This is a genomic window from Nocardioides sp. OK12 (assembly GCF_024341885.1).
Lineage (GTDB): Bacteria > Actinomycetota > Actinomycetes > Propionibacteriales > Nocardioidaceae > Nocardioides > Nocardioides marinisabuli.
In genome coordinates this window covers 1-19530 of the sequence record NZ_BNET01000002.1, presented here as the reverse complement: position 1 = coordinate 19530, position 19530 = coordinate 1, and the positions used below count along the sequence as shown (strand labels likewise).

Sequence of the window (19530 nt, the reverse complement as noted above, 5' to 3'; positions counted from 1 at the left end):
CTCTCGGCGGTGAGCAGCACCCGCGACGTCGTCGAGCTGGTCGACCAGCTGCCGGGCACCGCCCGGACCGACCACGGCCGCTACACCCGGCTCAGGGTGGCGGGCCGGACGTTCGGCTACCTGTGGGAGCCCACCGTCACGGTCGGCCTCAAGCAGACCCTTGCCGAGCAGCACGCGCTGGTCGCGATGCGCCCCGACGTCTTCGAGGTGCAGTTCACCGCCGGCGGCTTCGGGTGGGTCGTGGCGCACCTGCGCCACGTCGAGCGCGACGAGCTCGCCGAGCTGGTCTTCGAGGCGTGGCGGCTCAGCGCCCCCGCCGACCTGCTCGAGGAGCGCGGCGAGGTCCTGCCGACCTGACGGCCGCTCGGACGTGCCGGCCCGGGCCGGGTCGGTGGGCGATATGCGCCGGCTCGGCGCGACATCTGCGCCGGGTCGGCGCGACATTCGCGCCGGGTCAGCGCACTATTTGCGCCGGGTCAGAGGGAGGCGAGGCCGGCGAGGAGGCGGTCGACCTCGTCGGCGGTGGTGTACGGCGAGAGGCCCACGCGCACGCCACCGGTGTCGCCCAGGCCCGCGTGCCGGGAGGCCTCGAGGGCGTAGAAGCTGCCGGCGGGGGCGAGCACGTCGTGGGTGACCAGGTGCTCCTGCACCGCGACCGGGTCGTGCCCCTCGACGCCGAGCAGCACCGTCGGCGTACGCCGGGCGGGGGCACCGTGCACCCGCACGCCCGGCAGCCGGTCGACCCCGTCGAGCAGCCGGGCGAGCAGCGTCTCCTCGTGCACCTCGAGGCCGGCCAGCGACACGGCGAGCCGCTCGCGGCGGGGCCGGTCGGCGGGCTGCGCGACGAGGTCGGCGAGCGCGTCGACGGCCGCGGTGACGCCCGCGAGCATCTCGTAGGGCAGGGTGCCGAGCTCGAAGCGCTCGGGCACCGCGTCGGTCGAGGGCAGCAGCTTGTCGGGGCTCAGGGTCTCCAGCAGCGCCGGGTCGGCGGCGACCGCGCCGAGGTGCGGGCCGAAGAACTTGTACGGCGAGCAGGCGACCAGGTCGGCCCCCAGCGCGGTCCGGTCGACGACCGCGTGCGCGGCCAGGTGCACCGCGTCGACGTAGACCAGCGCGCCCACCTCGTGGGCCGCGGCGCTGATCGCCGCGACGTCGGGGCGGGTGCCGAGGAGGTTGGAGGCCGCGGTGACCGCGACGAGGCGGGTGCGCTCGGAGAGCACCTCGCGCACGTCGTGCAGCTCGGCGGTGGCGGGGTCGAAGTCGAGCCAGCGCACCGTCGCGCCGCGCGCCTCGGCGGCCAGCACCCACGGCCGGATGTTGCTGTCGTGGTCGAGGCGGCTGACGACCACCTCGTCGCCGGGGCCCCAGCCCCGGGCGAGGGTGCGGGCCATCTCGAAGGTCAGCGCCGTCATCGAGCGCCCGACGACCACGCCGCGCGGGTCGGTGCCGAGCAGGTCGCCGAGGGCGGCCCGGGCCGCCCCCACCGTCTCCTCGGTACGCCGCTGCACCGGGGTCAGCGAGCCGCGCTGGCACATGCCGGCGGTCATCGCGTCGGCCACGGCGTCGGCCACCCGGCTCGGCACCAGCGACCCGCCGGGCCCGTCGAAGCGGGCCTCCCCCGCACCCGGGCCGGACCACAGCGCCGGGAACCAGCCCCGGACCCGGTCGACGTCGAGGGGCGAGCCGAGGTCGGAGCCGAGTGCGGGGGCGGGGTCGGGAGCGGGGTCGGGAGCAGCCATGCCTCGCATGCTGCCACCCGCCCCCAGCCGGGCCGCGGGTGCCCACGCCGCGGGCACCCCCTGCCGCCGATGCCCGAGGCAGGCGAGACTGGGGGCATGGCCGACACCGACCAGCCCGACGTGACCCGCTTCGCCGCCGGAGTCTCCTCCGACGAGCACCACGCCGCCCTGCGCGCCTCGGTGCGCCAGCTGGCAGCCCTGCTGGGCGAGGCGCTGACCCGCCACGAGGGCCCCGAGCTCCTCGCGCTCGTCGAGCAGGTGCGCGCGCTGGCGCGCGAGCCCGACGACGGGGCGCTGCACGACCTGCTGGCCGGGGTCGACGACGACACCGCGGTGGTGCTGGCCCGCGCGTTCACCGGCTACTTCCAGCTGGTCAACGTCACCGAGCAGCTGCACCGCTGGCAGGAGGTCACCGCCGAGGACGAGGGTCCGCTCGCCGTCGCGGTCGACCGCATCGGCAAGGCGCTCGACGACGGCAGCGTCGACGTCGACCTCGTCTCCGAGGTGCTGCAGCGCGTGGAGTACCGCCCCGTCTTCACCGCCCACCCGACCGAGGCCAGCCGCCGCACCGTGCTGCGGCTGCTGCGCAAGATCGCCGACGTCGTGCATGCCGCCGAGGACCCGCGCGCCCGCCCCGGCGACGCGCTGCGCCACGAGCGCCGTCTCGCCGAGCTGGTCGACCTGCTGTGGCAGACCGACGAGCTGCGCATCGCGCGCCCCGAGCCCAAGGACGAGGCCCGCACCTCGCTGTACTACCTGGGCCAGATCGCCCGGCGCGTGGTGCCCGACCTGCTGCAGGAGCTCGACCGGCGCCTGGGGGCGATCGGCGTCGAGCTGCCGGTCACGGCGCGTCCGCTGCGCTTCGGCAGCTGGGCCGGCGGCGACCGCGACGGCAACCCCAACGTCACCCCCGAGGTGACCCTCGAGGTGCTGGCGCTGCAGCACGACACCGGCCTGCGCGAGCTGGTCGCGCAGGTCGAGGAGATCCTCACCGAGGTCTCCGCCTCGACCCGTGTCGTCAGCGCCAGCGAGGAGCTGCTGGCCTCGCTCGAGGCCGACGCCGAGGCGCTGCCGATCACCTACTCGACCATCCGGCGGCTCAACGCCGAGGAGCCCTACCGGCTCAAGCTGTCGTTCGTGCGGGTGCGGCTGATGCGCACCCGCGACCGGCTCGCCAACGCCACGGCCCACGAGCCGGGCCGCGACTACCTGCACCTGGGCGAGCTGATCGACGACCTGCGACTGGTGCGCGACTCGATGATCGCCGACGGCGACCGGCTCACCGGCGACGGCTCGGTGCTGCGGCTGCTGCGCACCGCCACCGCGATCGGCACCGGCATGGCCACCCTCGACGTGCGCGAGCACTCCGAGAAGCACCACGAGGCCCTCGCCGAGCTCTACGACCGCCTCGACGAGCTCGAGACGCCGTACGGCGACCTCGACCACGACGCCCGCACCCGGGTGCTGAGCGCCGAGATGGCCGGGCGCCGCCCGCTCGTCGGGGCGGGCCAGGTGCCGCCCGACGGCCCCGCGGCGGCCTCGCTGCGGCTGCTGCACACGCTGCGCCACGCCCAGGACACCTACGGCCCCGACGTCGTCGAGACCTACATCGTCTCGATGACCCACGACGTCGACGACCTCTTCGCGGTGGTCGTGCTCGCCCGTGAGGCCGGGCTGGTCGACCTCGGCTCCGAGACCGAGCCCGCGACGGCCCGCCTCGGCTTCGCGCCGCTCTTCGAGACCGTCGCCGAGCTCGAGATCGCCGGCCCGCTCCTCGACGCACTGCTCAGCGACCCGTCGTACCGCCGCGTGGTGACGGCGCGCGGCGACGTGCAGGAGATCATGCTGGGCTACTCCGACTCCTCCAAGGACGCCGGCATCGCGGCCTCGCAGTGGCAGATCCACCGCGCCCAGCGCGCGCTGCGCGACGTCGCGCAGCGCCACGGCGTGCTGCTGCGGCTCTTCCACGGCCGCGGCGGCTCGGTGGGCCGCGGTGGCGGGCCGACCGCCGAGGCGATCCTGTCGCAGCCCAACGGCAGCCTCGACGGCCCGATCAAGGTGACCGAGCAGGGCGAGGTCATCTCCGACAAGTACCTGCTGCCCGAGCTGGGCCGCTACAACCTCGAGGGCGCGCTGGCGGCGGTCGTGGAGGCGTCGGTGCTGCACCGCGACCGGCTGCTGCCCCGTGAGGTGCTCGACGGCTGGGACGACACCATGGACGTCGTCGCGGCGGGCGGCCAGACGGCGTACCGCGCCCTGGTGCGCGACCCGGGGCTGGTGCGCTTCTTCGTGGCCGCCACCCCCGTCGACGAGCTCGGCAAGATGAACATCGGCTCGCGCCCGGCCAAGCGCCCCGGCGGCGAGGGCGGCCTCGACGACCTCCGCGCGATCCCGTGGGTCTTCGGCTGGACGCAGTCGCGGATGATCCTGCCCGGCTGGTACGGCGTCGGGTCGGGGCTGGCGGCCGCGCGGGAGGCCGGGCGCGACGAGGTGCTGCGCGAGATGTACGCCTCGTGGCCGTTCTTCCGCACCTTCCTGTCCAACGTGCAGATGACGCTGGCCAAGACCGACCTCGAGATCGCCGCGCGCTACGTGCGGACCCTCGTCGACGACGACTCGGCCGCGCTCTTCGAGCGGGTGCGCGAGGAGCACGCGCGCACCGTCGCCGAGGTGCTGCGCGTGACCGGCCAGGACGAGCTGCTCGAGGGCGCGCCGGTGCTGCGCCAGACCCTCGAGCTGCGCGACTCCTACCTGGCGCCGCTGCACGCCCTGCAGGTCTCGCTGCTGGCGCGGGTGCGCGCCGTGCCCGAGGGGCAGGAGCCGCCGGCGGAGCTGCAGCGGGCGCTGCTGCTGACCATCAACGGGATCGCCGCGGGGCTGCGCAACACCGGCTGACCCGGGGCGGCGCCGGGTGGCGCAGGGTGGCACGGGGCGGCACGGGGCGGCGCGGGTCGTCCTCGAGGGTGTGGTCGCCGGGGTGGAGCCGGTCGCAGCATGGTCCGGCCGTCCTGCGAATCGAGGAGGAGACCCCGTGCCCGCACCGTCCGAGGCGCTGCTGCTGATCGACCTGCAGCGCGACTACTTCGCCGACCCCGAGCTCGACCGCTGCCGCGAGGACCTGGTGGCGACCTGCAACGACCTGGTGCGGGCGGCCCGCGAGTTCGGCGTGCCGGTCGTGGAGGTGCAGACCGTGCACGAGACCGACCGCAGCACCTGGACCCTGACCATGCACGAGGACGGCCAGGGGGTCGTCGAGCGCGGCACCGAGGGCGTCGAGCGGGTCGAGGGGCTCGACCCCGACGGCGCCGAGGTCGTCGAGAAGACCCGCGACAGCGCCTTCTTCGGCACCGACCTCGCCGAGCGTCTCCGGGACGCCGGGGTGCGGCGGGTGGTGCTGTGCGGCGTCTCGACCGAGTCCTGCATCGCGGCCACGGCGCGCGACGCGTTCGCACTCGACCTCCAGGCGACGCTGGTCTCCGACGCGACCGCCTCGGTGGACTGGTCGGAGCACGACCACACGCTGGCCATGCTCGAGACCCAGCACCGCCAGGACGTGCTCACCGGCGCCGAGGTGGCCGAGCGCTGGCGCGCCGAGGCGGGCTAGCGGCCGCGGCGCCCCAGCAGCGACCAGCCGCCGCGCACGCCCTCGAGCTCGGGGCGGGGCTCCTCGACGTTGCCGGTGTGCGGCTCGACCCGGCGCCCGCGCAGCGCCACCCGGCGCACCAGCACCGGGGCGAGGCGGTCGTAGACGCCGGGCAGCAGCCGGAAGCCGAGCACGGTGAGCCGGTTGGCGGGCCCGACGTGCACCTGGCGGCGCGGCCGGTCGATGGCGCGCAGGCAGGCCCGCGCGACCCGGTCGGGGCCGACGACGGGCGGCGGGGCGTGTCCGGCCCGGCCGGCGTACGTCGCGGACTGCTGGTAGACGGGCGTGTCGACGGCCCCGGGCAGCACCAGCGAGACGCTGACCCCGCGCTCGCCGCGCAGCTCGGCCTGCAGCCCGCGCACCAGCGCCAGCTGGCCCCACTTGGCGGCGCAGTAGGCGCCCATCGAGGGCACCGCGATCTGGCCGAGCAGCGAGCTGACCACGACCAGGGCGCCGCCGTGCGCGCGGAAGTGCGGCAGCACCGCGCGGGCCACGTGCTGGGTGCCGCGCAGCCCGGTGTCGAGGACCCGCCCGAAGATCTCCGGGGGCACCTCCTCGACGGTGCCGTAGGCGACCACCTGGGCGGTCAGCACCAGGGCGTCGAGGCGGCCGTGCTCGGCCAGGCAGCCGTCGACCGCGGCCCGCACCGAGGCCTCGTCGGTCACGTCGGCGGCGGTGCCGGTGGCGCGGCCCGGGCCCGTGCGGGTCAGGCCGGCGGCCACCTCCTCGACGCGGCCGGCGTGGCGGGCCACGACCACCGCGGTGCCGCCGTCGGCGACGACCTGCTGGGCGGTGGCCAGCCCGATGCCGGAGGTGCCCCCGACGACCATCACCACCCGGCTCATGCCGTGCTGTCCTGGGGCTGCTTGCGCCGCGAGGCGACGTGGAAGAGCGGGCCGACGAGCCGGTCGTACGCCGCCGCCGGCGCCATCGTGAAGACCGCCATCAGGCCGTAGTTGCTCAGCGCCGTCTGCCGGGTGGCCCGGCGCGACCCGACCTGGGCCAGCACCACCCGCGCGACCCGCTCGGGGCTGATCGTCGGCGGCGGCGGGGTGTTGACCGCGCCCGCGGAGTCGAGGGCGTTGTCGTAGATCGGGGTGTCGACGCTGCCGGGCGAGACGTGGCTGATCCGCACGTGCGGCAGGTCGACGTTCTCGATGCGCAGCTGGCGCACCAGGGCGCGCACCCCCCACTTGCTCACGACGTACGGCGTCATCTCGGGCACCGCGATGTAGCCCAGCAGCGACCCGACGACGACCAGGTCGCCGCGCCGCTGGCGGCGCAGCACCGGCAGCACGTGGCGCGCGACGCAGGCGGTGCCGAGCAGGTTGGTGGACACGACGTCGGCGAAGTCGGCGGCCGAGGTGTCCTCGGTGCGCCCGTAGGACACGACGCCGGCGCAGTGCAGGACCGTGTCGATGCGCTCGTGGCGCTCCAGCACGGTGGCGACCATCGCGGCGACCTCGTCGTCGTCGGAGAGGTCGGTGGGCACCACCTGCGTGGAGGCCGCGCCGGCCTCGTCGCAGGCGCGGGCCACCTCCTGCAGCTTCTCCTCGCGCCGGGCGACCAGCACCAGGTCGTGGCCCTCGGCGGCGGCGCGCAGGGCGGTGGCCTCGCCGATGCCGCTCGTGGCACCGGTGACCAGGACGACCCGCGGGTCGTCGACGGGTCGGGCGGGCAGCGGCAGGGCCCCGGCGAGCAGCCCGAAGGGGTCGAGCAGGTTCACGGTGGCGTCCTCGGGTCTCGGTGCTGTCGGTCACCCCCACGCTAGGCACGCCACCGGGCCCGGACATCACCCCGGGTGAGCCGCCACCCGCCCCTTCCGGGGGTGCCGGGCGGTCCCCCGGCCCCGCTACGTTGCGACGGTGACTCCCACTCCCGCCCGCTCCTCTGCCGCCCCCCGCCAGCGCGTCGTACGCCCCGAGGCACGGTCGTGAGCCGCGTCCTGGTCACCGGCTCCACCGGGTACGTCGGCTCGCGGCTGGTCCCGGTGCTGCTCGAGGCCGGGCACGAGGTGCTCGCCGCCACCCGTGACGAGGAGGCGCTCGAGGACTACCCCTGGGGCGCGCAGGTCGAGGCACGCCGCTTCGACATCACCGACGAGGAGCTCGTCGCGAAGGCCGTCGAGGGCGCCGACGCGGTCGTCTACCTCGTGCACTCGATGGCCTCGGGCGAGTTCGTGCGCAAGGACCGCGAGGCGGCCGAGCGGGTCGCCCGCGCCGCCGAGGCCGCGGGCGTCGGGCGCATCGTCTACCTCTCCGGGCTGATCCCGCCCGGCGAGCTCTCCGACCACCTGCGCTCGCGCGCCGAGGTCGAGCAGGTCTTCCTCGACGCGTCGGTGCCGGCCACGGTGCTGCGCGCGGCGATGATCGTCGGCTCCGGGTCGACCTCCTTCGAGCTGCTGCGCCGCCTCAGCGACCGGCTGCCGATCACGCCGGTGCCGAGCTGGATGAAGCGCCGGCTGCAGCCGGTCTCCGTCGAGGACGTCGTCACGGTGCTGGCCGCCGCCATCGACGGCGAGCCGCGCAACCGGGCCTACGACCTGGGCGCCGACGAGGTGCTGTCCTACCCCGACCTGCTCGCGCGCTACGCGAAGGTCGCCGGGCTGCGCCGCTGGCGCCCGATGGTCCCGGGCGTCCCGATGTGGGTCGTGGGCCGGGCCAGCGCCCTGCTGACCGGGATGCCGCGCGGCACCGTCGTCGCGCTGGCCGAGAGCCTCTCGCACGACATGGTGTGCGGCGAGGACGACGTACGTCGTGAGCTGGTGCCCGGGCACACGTTCCTGGGCCTCGACGAGGCCATCGCGCGCTCGCTGGGCACCAGCGGCGGCACCTCGCGCGTCGGCGACGTGCAGGCCGCAGCGCCCACCGACCCCGCCTGAGCGCGAGCCGGCGGTTCGAACGAGCCGGGTCGGCCTCAGAGGTGGTCGGGGACGATGAGCGCGTCGGGGTCCTGGCGCGGAGGGATCGCCGCGAGCGCCGCGTTGACCAGCGCGATGCGGGTGCGCACCAGCACGGCGCGCTGCAGCCGGCCCACGTCGCCGACCCCGGCCTCGACCGTCTCGCGCACCTGCTCGTCGGTGAAGGTGGGCCGGGTGCCCGGCTCGACCTCGACGTCGGGCAGCGCCACCAGCACCGGCAGCACCTGGTCGCCGAGGGCGTCGAGCACCTGGAAGCGCTCGTAGCGCGACATCTGCTCCCACACGTCGTCGACGTCGAGCTTCTGCTTGCGCACGTCCTTGCGCGTGGCCAGCACGGACTTGGCCGCCCCCGCCATCGCCTGGGTCATCTCGTTCTCGGTGAAGCGCACCACCCCATCATGACCCGACCGCCTGTGGACGACGACGTGGGCCTGTCGGCGCGAGCGGGTAGGAAGGACCCCGCAGACCCCGGACCGCACCCGAGAGGAGACCACCGTGAGCGCCACCGCCACGCCCCGCGACCGGCACCGCTCGACGGTGTACGACGCCGAGGACGCCGTGGGCCGGGTGCTCGAGCGGGGCGGCACGATCGAGCACTACGGCTCGACGCTGGTGCTGCCGGGCCTGCGCAAGTTCGGCGACGTCGCCGACGTGCCGGCGTACCTCGAGCGGGTCCTGGCGCACCCCCCGGTCGCCGCGCTGCCGCGGGCCTCGGTGCCGGTCGGGGTGCGCGAGCGCCGCGGCGCCCGCGCGGCCCACTACGAGCCCCGGGCTGCGGGCGGCCCGACCATCGCGGTGCCGCCGTACGCCGCCGGCGGGCGGTGGGCGCTGACCGAGACGACGGTGCTGCACGAGCTGGCCCACCACCTGTGCCTCGACCGGCCCGCCCACGGACCGCTGTTCCTGGCCCACCTGCTGCACCTCTACGAGCACGTCATCGGCCCCGAGGCCGCCCACCTGCTGCGCGTGGCCCTGGCCGAGCGCGGCGTGACGACAGGAGCACCGCTGTGAGCGCGTTCATCGACAAGCTGGCCAAGGTGCTGGCCCAGGCCGAGGCGGCCTCCACGCCCGAGGAGGCCGAGGCGTTCCTGGCCAAGGCGCAGTACCTCTCCACCCGGTGGTCGATCGACCTGGCCACGGCCCGCCAGCACACCGAGCGCCAGGAGCAGCGCGCCGAGCCGGTGCAGCGCACGATCACGATCGGCGAGGCCCGGGCGATGGGCAACTCGCGCCTGGTGGCGCTCTTCCTGGCCTGCGCGCAGCCCAACGACGTGCGCGCCGACGTCGCCCGCAACTCCACCACCGTCTACGCCTACGGCTTCCCCTCCGACCTCGAGGTGGTCGAGGCGCTCTACGTGCACCTGGCGCTGCAGATGGTCCACGACGCCGGGGCCTTCCTGGCCAGCGACGCCCACCTCGTCGACGCCGCCGTGTGGAACCCCCGCACCGGCACCTTCGCGCCACCGAGCAAGAAGACGGCGCGGCTGGCGTTCTACGAGGCGTTCGTCGAGCAGATCGCGGCCCGGCTGTGGGCGGCTCGCCGTGACGCCGAGGCCCGCGCCGAGCGGGAGCGGCTCGAGGCCGCCGAGGCCGACCCGGGCGCCTCGACCGCGCTGGTGCTGGCCGAGAAGGAGGCCGAGGTCGCCGACTTCTACGGCCGCACCTCGACCGCGCGCGGCTCGTGGCAGGCCGGTCGTCGACGCACCGGGCTCGACGGCGGGGTCGCCGCATGGGAGGCCGGCACCCGGTCCGGGGCCGCCGCCCGCCTCAGCGCCGCGAAGCGGCTGCCCGGGGGGCGCACCCAGATCGCGTGAGGGCCGGCGCGTGAGAGTCTCGGGGGATGGCCGCCGACTCCACCGCCGACTCCACCGCCCAGCCCGCCGACCACCCCACCGATGGCCGCACTTGCCTGGTGCTCGACGCCGGCGGCGCCCGGTCGGCGTACCAGGTGGGGGCCCTGGGGGTGCTGCTGCCGGCGCTCGAGGCCGACGGCCACCGCCCCACGCTGCTGGTCGGCACCAGCGCCGGGGCGCTGCTCAGCGCCGCGCTCACCTCCACCGCCCACCTCGACGCCGAGGAGCAGGGGGCGCGGCTGCTCGAGGTGCTGGCCCAGGCCACCAAGAAGCAGGTGATGCAGCCGCTGTGGCGCCAGGCGCCGGTGGTGCTGGCCCGCTACGCCTCCGAGACGCTGGGCCTGACCGGCTTCCGGTTGCGGGGGCTCTTCGGCACCGCACCGCTGGCCGCGACCCTGGACCGCGCCATCGACTGGGACGCCCTGCACGACAACGTCGACGCCGGCCGGGTGGAGGCGCTCGCGCTGACGGCCACCGCGGTGCGCACCGGCCGGGTCACCATGTTCACCGAGGCCACGGGCGCGTACGGCGACCTGCCGGTGCCGCCGGCCGAGCACCACCGCGCCTACGTGCGCGCCCGCACCGGTGTCGAGCACCTGATGGCCTCCGCGGCGATCCCGGCGCTGTTCCCCTCGGTGCAGGTCGAGGAGCCCGCCGAGGCGGCCGGGTGGTACGTCGACGGGGCGACCCGGCGCCGGGTGCCGCTCGCTCCCGCGGTCGAGCTCGGCGCCGACCGGGTGGTGGTCGTGGGCACCGGCAGCATCCGCCCCGCGCAGCCCGACGCCGAGCGCGACCAGCAGGCCGTCGACCTGGGCGACGGCGGCGCGACGCTGCTGGGCGCGGTGATGGACGACCCGCTGCGCCACGACCTGCGCCGCCTCGCCGAGACCAACGTGCTGGTCGACGACCCCGACCTGGCGCCGCACCTCGAACGGCACCGGCGTGCGCGCGGGCGTGCGCCGCAGCGGGTGCTCCCCTACGCCGCCGTCGCCCCCGAGCAGGGCGAGGAGCTGGCCCAGGTCGCGATGGACGTCTTCCGCGCCAACCACGGCACGGTGCGCCGCACCATCGGCGACCCCGACCTGCAGGTGATGCACCGGCTGCTGGGCAGCGACAGCCCGCTCCAGGGCGAGCTGCTGTCCTACCTGATGTTCGACCCCGACTTCTTCGACGAGGCGGCCGCCCTGGGCCGCCGCGACGCCCAGCGCTGGCTCGAGACCAACGGCGGTCTGTGGCGCACCGGCCACCTCGACCCGCCCAGCGGCGTCGCCGGGTAGCCGCGAGCCGGCGCCACTTCCCCGCCGAGCCGGCGCCACTTCCCCGCCGAGCCGGCGCTACTTCCCCGCCGAGCCGGCGCTACTTCCCTCCTAGGGGGAGGAATGTGACGGGTCGGCGTGAGATCTGCGCCGGGTCAGCGTGAGATTCGGGCCGGGTCAGCGGTGGGGCAGGACGACGGTGGCGCCGCCGGCGCCGGCGCCGGGCTCGCCCAGGGCGGCGAGGCGGCGGGCGCCCTCGGCGAGCCCCACCCGGTCGCGCAGCAGCAGGTCGGGGCGCAGGGTGCCGTCGGCGACGAGGGCGAGCAGCTCGGGGTAGCCGGTGGCTGAGAGGCCGTGGCTGCCCAGCACCTGCAGCTCGCGGGCGACCACGAGCCCCAGGTCGGCCCCGGCGCCGGCGTCGGCTCCGCCGAGGAGACCCACCTGCACGTGCCGGCCGCGCGGGCGCAGGCAGCGCAACGAGGCGCTCGCGACCGAGGCGGCCCCGAAGGCGTCGAGCGAGACGTCGGCGCCACCGCCGGTGAGGTCGACCAGCGCCTCGACCACCGCTCCGGCCGCAGGGTCGACCGGCACCGCGCCGAGCCGCGCGGCCAGGTCGCGGGAGGCCGGGGCGGGGTCGACGGCGTACACCTCGGCGCCGAGCGCCCGGGCCACCATCACCGCCGCGAGCCCGACGCCGCCGCAGCCGTGCACCACGACCCGCTCACCGGGACGCACTCCCCCGACCTGCGCGACCGCCCGGTACGCCGTCGCCACCCGGCAGCCGAGGCCCGCGGCCACGTCGTCGGGCACCTCGTCGGGCAGCCGCACCAGGTTGACCTCGGCGCGCGGCAGCGCCACCAGATCGGCGAAGGAGCCCCACCCGGTGAAGCCGGGCTGCTCCTGGCGCTCGCAGACCTGCTGGTCGCCGCGCCGGCAGGTGGCACAGGTGCCGCAGGCCAGCACGAACGGGGTGGTCACCCGGTCGCCGACCGCCACCGTCGAGACGGCCGGGCCGACCTCGACCACCGTGCCGGCGAGCTCGTGGCCCGGCACGTGCGGCAGGCGGACGCCGTCGTCGTGGCCCTGCCAGGCGTGCCAGTCGCTGCGGCACAGCCCGGTGGCCCCGACCCGCACCACCACCCCGTCCTCGGGGCAGGCCGGGTCGGGCAGGTCGGCGACCGACAGGGGTCCGCCGAAGGTCTCCAGCAGCACTGCGCGCACGGTCCGCAGCGTACGGCGCCGGGGGAGCCCCCCACTCCCCCGGCGGGGCTCAGAGGCGCCCGGCGGCGACCCGTTCCCGGCACCGGTCGGCGCGCACCTCGTAGCCTCGCGGGGTCCTGGGGGCGCCGGTCATGCAGCTGGCGTAACGACGCTCGGCGGCGTCCGGTGTCACCCGCGGCGGGTGGGCCGGCGCCGAGGTCTCCACCGGGACCGGTGGCCGCGGCACGGGGACGGGGACGGGGATCGTCGCCCCGCCTGCCGGGGCGGGGTTGCCGAGCAGGGCGACGATCATGGTGAGCAGCAGGGCGGTGACGAGCACGCGGGCGTCGTACCGGGTGGTGAGGGGATCGGTCATCGGTTCGTCCACTTCTTCCGGGGGTGCACCACTCGTGGTGCCTGGGGTCCCGACGGGCGGGACTCCTCAGTTGTGCCGCCGGACGGTGTCGGGGCGACCACGAGCGGTGTCAGCGCGGTAACAGCGGTGTTGACCCCGCGCGGGGCCGGGGGGACTCTCGAAGGATGGACGTGAGCGTGCTCGGTCCTCTGACGGTCTCCGCCGACGGCGGGCCGCTGTCCCCCCGCGACCGGGTGGTGCTGGCCGTGCTGGCGATGACCCCGCGCCGCGCGGTGAGCCCGGACCGCCTGGCCGACGCGCTGTGGGGCCAGGAGCCCCCGGCCACCTGGCCGAAGGTCGTGCAGGGCTGCGTGGTGCGGATCCGCAAGGCGCTGGGGCCCGCCGCGGTCCGCACCACCCGCCACGGCTACGTCCTGGACCTGCCCGAGGAGTCCGTCGACACGCAGAGGTTCGAGCAGCTGCTGCACCGTGCCCGCGAGCTCCTGGCCCTGCACGAGCCCGAGCGCGCCCGCTACACCGTCGAGCAGGCGCTGGCCCTGTGGTCCGGGCCGGCCCTCGCGGACCTGGCGGGCTGGGCACCCGGCGAGGCCGCGGCCCGGCACTGGGAGGAGCTGCGCCGCGACGCCGAGGAGCTGGCAGTCGAGACGTCGCTGCAGACCGGGACCGGGCGCGAGATGCTCGCCGAGGCCGGCCGGCTGGTGACCGAGCAGCCCTACCGGGAGTCGCGGTGGGCGCTGTTGGCGCGGGCGCAGTACCAGGCCGGGCACCAGGGCGACGCGCTGGCGACCCTGCGCCGCTGCCGGGTCGTGCTGGCCGAGGACCTGGGGCTGGACCCCGGCGAGGACTTGCTGCGGCTGGAGGCGTCGATCCTGCAGCAGGACCCGGGCCTGCTCCCGGCGCCCCCGGACGCGGCGGCCACCACCTGCCCGTACCCGGGCCTGCTCTTCTACGACGTCGACGACTCCGAGCGCTACTTCGGGCGCGACCACGAGGTGTCCACGTGCCTGGAGGTCCTGGGCCGCGCCGCCACGCTCGCGGTGGTGGGCCCGTCCGGCAGCGGCAAGTCCTCGCTGGTGCGTGCCGGGGTGGCCGCCTCGCTGGTGCGCGCCGGCCGGTCGCTGGCGGTGATGACCCCCGGTCCCCACCCCCTCGCGGCCCTGGGCCGAGCAGGTGGGCTCCGGCCGCACGCGGTGCTGGTCGTCGACCAGGTCGAGGAGGTGGTCACCGTGTGCAACGACCCCGACGAGCGGGCAGCCTTCCTCGACGCCCTCGCCGCCGTGCGGGCCCCGGGCGCCGAGGTGGTGCTCGCGCTGCGCGCCGACCGCCTCACCGACCTGTCCACGCACCGACCGTTCGCCCGGCTGCTCGAGGAGGGGCTGCACCTGCTCGGCCCCATGGACGAGGACGACCTGCGGGTCGCGGTCGAGGGCCCGGCCCGGCAGGCGGGACTGCTCGTGGAGCCGGGCCTGACCGACCTGCTCGTCCACGAGGTGTCCGGCGAGCCGGGTGCGCTGCCGCTGCTGTCGCACACGCTGGCGCAGACGTGGGACCAGCGCGAGGGCCGCACCCTGACCGTCGAGGGCTACCGCGCCTCGGGCGGCATCCAGGGCGCCGTGGCCCAGACGGCGGAGCGGGTGTTCTCGGGTCTCGACGACGACCAGCAGCGCGCTGTCCGCGACCTGCTGCTGCGCCTGGTCCTGCCGCAGGCCGGCCACGAGCCCGCCCACCACCCGCTGCCGCGACGGATCGCCGCGCCCGACCCCGCGCACGCCCAGGTCGTCGAGGTGCTCGCCGCCGCCCGCCTGCTCACCTCCGACGACGAGGTCGTCGCCCTGGCCCACGAGTCGCTGGCCCGCGCCTGGCCCCGTCTGCGCGGCTGGTTGGAGGCCGACGCGGAGGGCCAGCTGCTGCTCAGCCACCTCAGCGTGGCCGCCGACTCCTGGCAGGGCATGGGTCGCCCCGACAGCGAGCTGTACCGGGGCGAGCGGCTGGCCCGTGCGCTCGAGTGGCGGCGTACGACGACCGCGCAGCTCAGCGCGACCGAGGCGGCGTTCCTGGACGCCTCCAGCGCACTGTCGGAGGCCGAGTCCCGCGCGGCCGAGGAGCGGCTCGCCGCGCAGACCAGGACCAACCGACGACTGCGCGCCCTGCTCACCGGGGTGCTGGTCCTGCTGCTGGTGGCGGTGGGCGCCGGCGGCGTCGCGCTGCGGGAGAGCGGGCGCGCGGACGAGCAGGCTCGACTGGCGTCGATCCGCGCCTTGAGCGCTGCCTCCCAGGCCGTGCAGCCGGAGGACCCGGAGCTCGCGGTGCTGCTGGCGCTCGAGGCGACCTCACCCGGGGCGACGGGGGCTGGAGCCGTGCCCCGGCTCGCCGTGGAGGCCTTGCACGCGGCCGTTCGCTCCTCGCGCGTGGTCCTCGTCGCCGAGGGGGTCGGCGGCAACGTGTCCTGGAGCGGCACCGGGGACCTGATCGCCACCGAGGGCCCGGAGGACACCGGCCTCGTGGACGTCCGCGACGCCGCCACGGGCGCGACCGTCGCCAGCTTCCCGGGCCACGACATCGACGTCAACGACGTGGCCTTCGGTCCTGACGAGCTGCTGGCCACGGCCGGTGACGACGGCGCGCTCAGGGTGTGGGAGCCCGGCGCGCGCGACCCGGTGTTCGAGCTGGCCGGCAGGGGCGAGGCCTGGGGCCCGTCGTTCGCGCAGCGGGGCCCGCTGCGGCTCGCGGCCGCGTGGCCGGGTGGGAACCGGGTCCGGGTCGCCACCCTCGCCACGCCGGGCGCTGGCCCAGCGGTGCGGGAGGTCCGCGTCCCGGGACGGCCGCACGACACGTCCCTGAGCCCCGACGGCGAGCTGGTCGCGGTCGCCACGCTCGACGGGCGCCGGGCACGTGTCGTCCGGGTCGGCACCGGTCGCACCGAGTACCGGATCCGTGGCCACGACGGCCCGCTCGAGGCGGTGGCGTGGAGTCCCGACGGCCGCTGGCTGGCGACGTCCGGCTTCCAGGTGGTGCGCGTCATCGACGCCGCGACCGGACGCACCCGGCACACCATGACCGAGGCGGGCAGCGCCGTCACGGCCCTGGCCTGGTCCCCCGACTCCGGTCGTCTCGCCTCGGGCGGCTTCGACGGTCAGATCCGGGTGCACACGCTGACCCGGGCGGGCACGCACCTGTCGCTCTCGCTCGCCGGCACCTCGACCAACGCCGGCGTGGTCGGTCTGGCGTTCTCACCCGACGGCTCGAGCCTGGTCTCCGGTGACCATCTGGCGGCCCGGACCGCCGTCTGGGACGTCGGGTCGGGCGGCGACGCCGAGGTCGCCCACCTCGCCACCGCCCCCGGCGAGGCCGGCGGCCTGGCGTACGACCGGTCCGGACGGCTGTTCACGCCCGGCCCAGGCGGGTCGTTGCTCGTGTGGTCCGACGTCACGCAGGACCCGGGGGGACGCCTGGAGGCCCCGCCCCGGCGGGCGCGGACCGGTGGGCGGCCGGGGGCGCTCACGGTGAGTGCGGACGGCAGCACCGCGGCGAGCGGCCACACCCGGCAGGGGGCCGTCGTCTGGGACGTGCCCAGCGGGCGGCCCCTCTTCACCACACCGAGCGGGCAGTGGCAGGCCAGGCCCGCCCTGAGCCGGGACGGGCAGCTGGTCGCACTGGCCACCGACCACCACCTGGAGCTGCGCTCGCGCGAGGGTGCGGAGCTCGCCCGTCTGCCGGCCGAGCCGGGGTTCGGGTTCCTGGACCCCGTGTTCGGCCCGGACCAGCGGACCGTGCTGGCGATGCACCGGCCCGTGCAGCGCAACCGGCCGACGGACTGGGAGCTGGTCACCTGGGACGTCGACTCCGGGGAGAGCCAGGCCCTGCCGACGGAACCCGGCCACCGGATCGCCGTGGCACCCGACGGGCGGCGGGTGGCTGTCGCCAACCCCAGCGGTTCCTCCCGTGTGCTCGACCTGCCCGGCGGACAGGTGGCCTTCGAGCTCGAGGGCCACGCCGCCGGAGTGGGGGACGTGGTGTGGAGCAGCGACGGGCACCGGCTCGCCACCGCCGGCCTCGACGGCACGGCCATCGTGTGGGACGCCGCCGACGGGACCCCGACGCTGCGGCTGCCCGCCCTGGACCACGAGCTCACCGACGTCGCCCTCTCGCCCGACGGTCGGCACCTGGCCACGGCTGGGCTCGGGGAGTCGTTCGTGCGGGTGTGGGCGCTGGAGCTCGACGAGCTGCGACGGATCGCGGCCGACCGGGTGAGCCGCGGGCTCAGCGCCGCGGAGTGCGCGGAGCACCTCCCCGGCCGCGACTGCCCCACCGACCCCCTCGGGTAGGGGCCGCCGGTGGGCCTCAGGACGCGTCGAGCGCCGCCAGCTCGTCGGGGCTCAGGACGATCTCGGCGGCGGCGGCGGAGTCGGTGATCGACTGGGGCCGCTTGGCGCCGGGGATCGGGATGACCACGGGCGACTGGGCGAGCTCCCAGGCCAGGGCGACCTGCTGGGCGCTGATCCCGCGGTCCTCGGCGACGCGGGCGAAGCCGGGGTGCTTCTCGGCGAGCCCCTTGGCGTCGGAGAGGCCGCCGAGCGGGCTCCACGGCAGGAACGCCAGGCCCAGCTCCTCGCACACGTCGATCTCGGGCGCGCTGGAGCGGAAGGCGGGCGAGAACTGGTTCTGCACGCTGACCAGCCGGTCGCCGAGCACCGAGTGGGCCAGGCGGATCTGGGCGGGGTCGGCGTTGGAGAGACCGACGCGGGCGACCTTGCCCGAGTCGGCGATCTCCTTGAGGGTGCCGACGACGTCCTCGTAGGGCACCTCGGGGTCGGGGCGGTGGTGCTGCCACAGCGCGATCTGGTCGACGCCGAGCCGGTCGAGGCTGGCGTCGACGGCCGAGCGCAGGTGGGCGGCGGAGCTGTCGAGCGCCCACGCGCCTCCCCCGGCGCGCACGTGGCCACCCTTGGTGGCCAGCAGCACCTGGTCGCGGACCCCGAGCTCGTCGATCAGACCGGCGACCAGGCGCTCGTTGGCGCCCTGGGCGTCGGCACCCAGCTCGTCGCCGGGGCCGTAGGCGTCGGCGGTGTCCCAGAGCGTCACGCCCGCGTCGAGCGCCGCGCGCATCGTGTCGAGCAGCTGCTCGCGCGGCTGGGTGCCGGACTGGTCGAAGGTCATCAGGCCCAGCCCGATCGCCCCGACCTGGACGCGCCCGACGGTGTCGTTGCCGATCTCTCGTGTCTGCATGCCTCCTGTCTACCCGCCCCGCTGCAGCGCCCCCGCCCACCCCTGGGGGTGTCGAACGCCGCCGGACCGGCTGGTGCAGTGGAGGGCACGCACAGCGACGTACGACGACCCCCAGACGCGGGCCCGAGGCCCCGACCCCAGGAGGACCTGATGAGCAACGACCTGACCGGCAAGCGCGTGGCGTTCATCGTGGCCCAGTCGGGCGTGGAGCAGCCCGAGCTGACCCAGCCCTGGCAGGCCGTCGAGGACGCCGGCGCGACCGCCGTGCTGATCGCACCCGAGACCGGCAAGGTGCAGGCGTTCGAGAGCGACGTCAACGAGGCCGGCACCTTCGAGGCGACGCTCGCCCTCGGCGACGCGGACCCGGCGACCTTCGACGCCGTGGTGCTGCCCGGAGGGACCACCAACGCCGACGCCCTGCGCGTCGAGGAGGACGCGGTGGCCTTCATGCGCGAGGTCATCGGCGCGGGCAAGCCGGTGGCGTCGATCTGCCACGGCCCGTGGACCCTGGTGGAGACCGGGCGCCTCGAGGGCAAGACGCTGACCAGCTTCCCGAGCCTGCAGACCGACATCCGCAACGCCGGCGCCACCTGGGTCGACGAGGAGTCGTTCACCTGCGAGCACAACGGGTGGACGCTGGTCACCAGCCGCAACCCCGGCGACCTCGACGCGTTCTGCGAGGCGGCGGTCGCCGCCTTCGCCTGACCCGCGCGACCCCCTGGACCGGCCGCTGGACGCCGGGTAGCGTCGCGCGCGACGGGCTGTTCGGGCAGCCCGCGGAGAGGGAGTGCGACATGGGAGCCGACCACCACGTGCCCGCCACACCGGCAGGCACCGGCACAGGGACAGGCACAGGTAGGACGTTCGAGGTCGGCAGCACCGACCGGACCTGGCTGCAGGTGGGCATGGCCCTGCTGGTGGGGGCCTTCGTGGCCTCCCCGGCCCTGCCCGAGACCTCAGGGCAGGCGGGGCTGGTGCTCACCCTCGTCGGCGGTGCGGTGCTGGCGGTGCTGCTGCAGCGCGACGCCCCCGCCCTCTCGCGGGCACGGAGCACCACGCTGACCCTCGCCGGGGGTGCGGGCGCGCTGCTGCTGCTGAGCACGTCGTTCGGCCTCGTCGCCGCGGACGCCCACCCCTGGGTCGTCGCCCCGGCCGTGGCCGCCGCCGGGCTGGTCCTGGCCCTCGCTCGCCTCGCCGACCGCCCCTGACGCGGCCGAGCGGTCACTTCTGAACCATCGACCGGTCGGTGAGGTCAGGGGAATGTCGCAACACCCTCTGACCTGGGGGTACGACCCATGCCTACTCCACCGATGCCTG

The 19530-nt window shown here is 76.0% G+C and carries 17 protein-coding genes; 10 read left to right on the top strand and 7 right to left on the bottom strand.

From position 1 onward, the window contains the following. Positions 1-9 precede the first annotated feature (9 nt). A complete protein-coding gene (locus OCU29_RS04320) occupies positions 10-357 on the top strand; it encodes an MmcQ/YjbR family DNA-binding protein (RefSeq protein WP_219633637.1) in 348 nt (115 codons plus the stop codon). Positions 358-476: 119 nt separating this feature from the next. Here OCU29_RS04320 and OCU29_RS04315 read toward each other — a convergent pair whose 3' ends face one another. Continuing rightward, positions 477-1739 (bottom strand): cysteine desulfurase-like protein, encoded by a 1263-nt coding sequence (locus tag OCU29_RS04315; RefSeq protein ID WP_261818929.1) that lies wholly within the window; start codon positions 1737-1739, stop codon positions 477-479. Positions 1740-1835: 96 nt separating this feature from the next. Here OCU29_RS04315 and ppc point away from each other — a divergent pair, with 96 nt between their 5' ends. Together ppc and OCU29_RS04305 are read left to right on the top strand one after the other, a co-directional pair. Further along, positions 1836-4634 carry a phosphoenolpyruvate carboxylase gene (gene ppc / locus OCU29_RS04310; RefSeq protein ID WP_261818928.1) on the top strand — a complete coding sequence of 933 codons (2799 nt, stop codon included), beginning with the start codon at positions 1836-1838 and terminating at the stop codon, positions 4632-4634. A gap of 136 nt (positions 4635-4770) precedes the next feature. Continuing rightward, positions 4771-5343, top strand: a complete 573-nt coding sequence (locus OCU29_RS04305) for a cysteine hydrolase family protein (RefSeq protein ID WP_261818927.1) — start codon at positions 4771-4773, stop codon at positions 5341-5343. On the opposite strand, the gene OCU29_RS04300 is transcribed toward OCU29_RS04305, so the two are convergent. Together OCU29_RS04300 and OCU29_RS04295 are read right to left on the bottom strand one after the other, a co-directional pair. Beyond that, complete coding sequence (locus OCU29_RS04300) at positions 5340-6227, bottom strand: SDR family oxidoreductase (RefSeq protein WP_261818926.1); 888 nt, start codon at positions 6225-6227, stop codon at positions 5340-5342. The genes OCU29_RS04305 and OCU29_RS04300 overlap by 4 nt on opposite strands. Beyond that, the gene (locus OCU29_RS04295) at positions 6224-7108 is read right to left on the bottom strand and encodes an SDR family oxidoreductase (RefSeq protein WP_179615023.1); all 885 of its coding nucleotides are present in this window, start codon (positions 7106-7108) and stop codon (positions 6224-6226) included. The genes OCU29_RS04300 and OCU29_RS04295 overlap by 4 nt, the downstream gene beginning before the upstream one ends. Before the next feature lie 207 nt (positions 7109-7315). On the opposite strand from OCU29_RS04295, the gene OCU29_RS04290 reads away from it, so the two are divergent. Further along, entirely contained in the window at positions 7316-8263 is a 948-nt protein-coding gene (locus tag OCU29_RS04290) for an NAD(P)H-binding protein (RefSeq protein WP_261818925.1), read from the top strand. A 35-nt stretch (positions 8264-8298) separates the two neighbouring features. On the opposite strand, the gene OCU29_RS04285 is transcribed toward OCU29_RS04290, so the two are convergent. Continuing rightward, positions 8299-8691: a hypothetical protein gene (locus OCU29_RS04285; protein WP_179615021.1), complete on the bottom strand. Its 393-nt coding sequence runs from the start codon at positions 8689-8691 to the stop codon at positions 8299-8301. 106 nt (positions 8692-8797) lie between these two features. Between OCU29_RS04285 and OCU29_RS04280 the strand changes: the two genes are divergently transcribed. From OCU29_RS04280 to OCU29_RS04270, 3 genes are read left to right on the top strand one after another with little or no spacing between them, the layout of a single operon-like run. Continuing rightward, positions 8798-9313, top strand: a complete 516-nt coding sequence (locus OCU29_RS04280) for a TIGR04338 family metallohydrolase (RefSeq protein WP_261818924.1) — start codon at positions 8798-8800, stop codon at positions 9311-9313. Continuing rightward, complete coding sequence (locus OCU29_RS04275; protein WP_179615019.1) at positions 9310-10116, top strand: DUF2786 domain-containing protein; 807 nt, start codon at positions 9310-9312, stop codon at positions 10114-10116. Before OCU29_RS04280 ends, OCU29_RS04275 begins: the two co-directional genes overlap by 4 nt. A gap of 26 nt (positions 10117-10142) precedes the next feature. Next, positions 10143-11432: a patatin-like phospholipase family protein gene (locus tag OCU29_RS04270; RefSeq protein WP_261818923.1), complete on the top strand. Its 1290-nt coding sequence runs from the start codon at positions 10143-10145 to the stop codon at positions 11430-11432. 156 nt (positions 11433-11588) lie between these two features. On the opposite strand, the gene OCU29_RS04265 is transcribed toward OCU29_RS04270, so the two are convergent. After that, positions 11589-12632, bottom strand: a complete 1044-nt coding sequence (locus OCU29_RS04265; protein ID WP_261818922.1) for an alcohol dehydrogenase catalytic domain-containing protein — start codon at positions 12630-12632, stop codon at positions 11589-11591. Between the two features lie 49 nt (positions 12633-12681). Continuing rightward, positions 12682-12987 (bottom strand): hypothetical protein, encoded by a 306-nt coding sequence (locus tag OCU29_RS04260; protein WP_261818921.1) that lies wholly within the window; start codon positions 12985-12987, stop codon positions 12682-12684. Positions 12988-13151: 164 nt separating this feature from the next. On the opposite strand from OCU29_RS04260, the gene OCU29_RS04255 reads away from it, so the two are divergent. Continuing rightward, positions 13152-17312: a BTAD domain-containing putative transcriptional regulator gene (locus OCU29_RS04255; protein ID WP_261818920.1), complete on the top strand. Its 4161-nt coding sequence runs from the start codon at positions 13152-13154 to the stop codon at positions 17310-17312. Between the two features lie 16 nt (positions 17313-17328). On the opposite strand, the gene OCU29_RS04250 is transcribed toward OCU29_RS04255, so the two are convergent. Further along, complete coding sequence (locus OCU29_RS04250) at positions 17329-18213, bottom strand: aldo/keto reductase (RefSeq protein WP_261818919.1); 885 nt, start codon at positions 18211-18213, stop codon at positions 17329-17331. A 150-nt stretch (positions 18214-18363) separates the two neighbouring features. On the opposite strand from OCU29_RS04250, the gene OCU29_RS04245 reads away from it, so the two are divergent. Together OCU29_RS04245 and OCU29_RS04240 are read left to right on the top strand one after the other, a co-directional pair. Then, positions 18364-18918 carry a type 1 glutamine amidotransferase domain-containing protein gene (locus OCU29_RS04245; protein WP_261818918.1) on the top strand — a complete coding sequence of 185 codons (555 nt, stop codon included), beginning with the start codon at positions 18364-18366 and terminating at the stop codon, positions 18916-18918. 89 nt (positions 18919-19007) lie between these two features. Continuing rightward, positions 19008-19421: a hypothetical protein gene (locus tag OCU29_RS04240; RefSeq protein WP_261818917.1), complete on the top strand. Its 414-nt coding sequence runs from the start codon at positions 19008-19010 to the stop codon at positions 19419-19421. Positions 19422-19530: the final 109 nt, after the last annotated feature.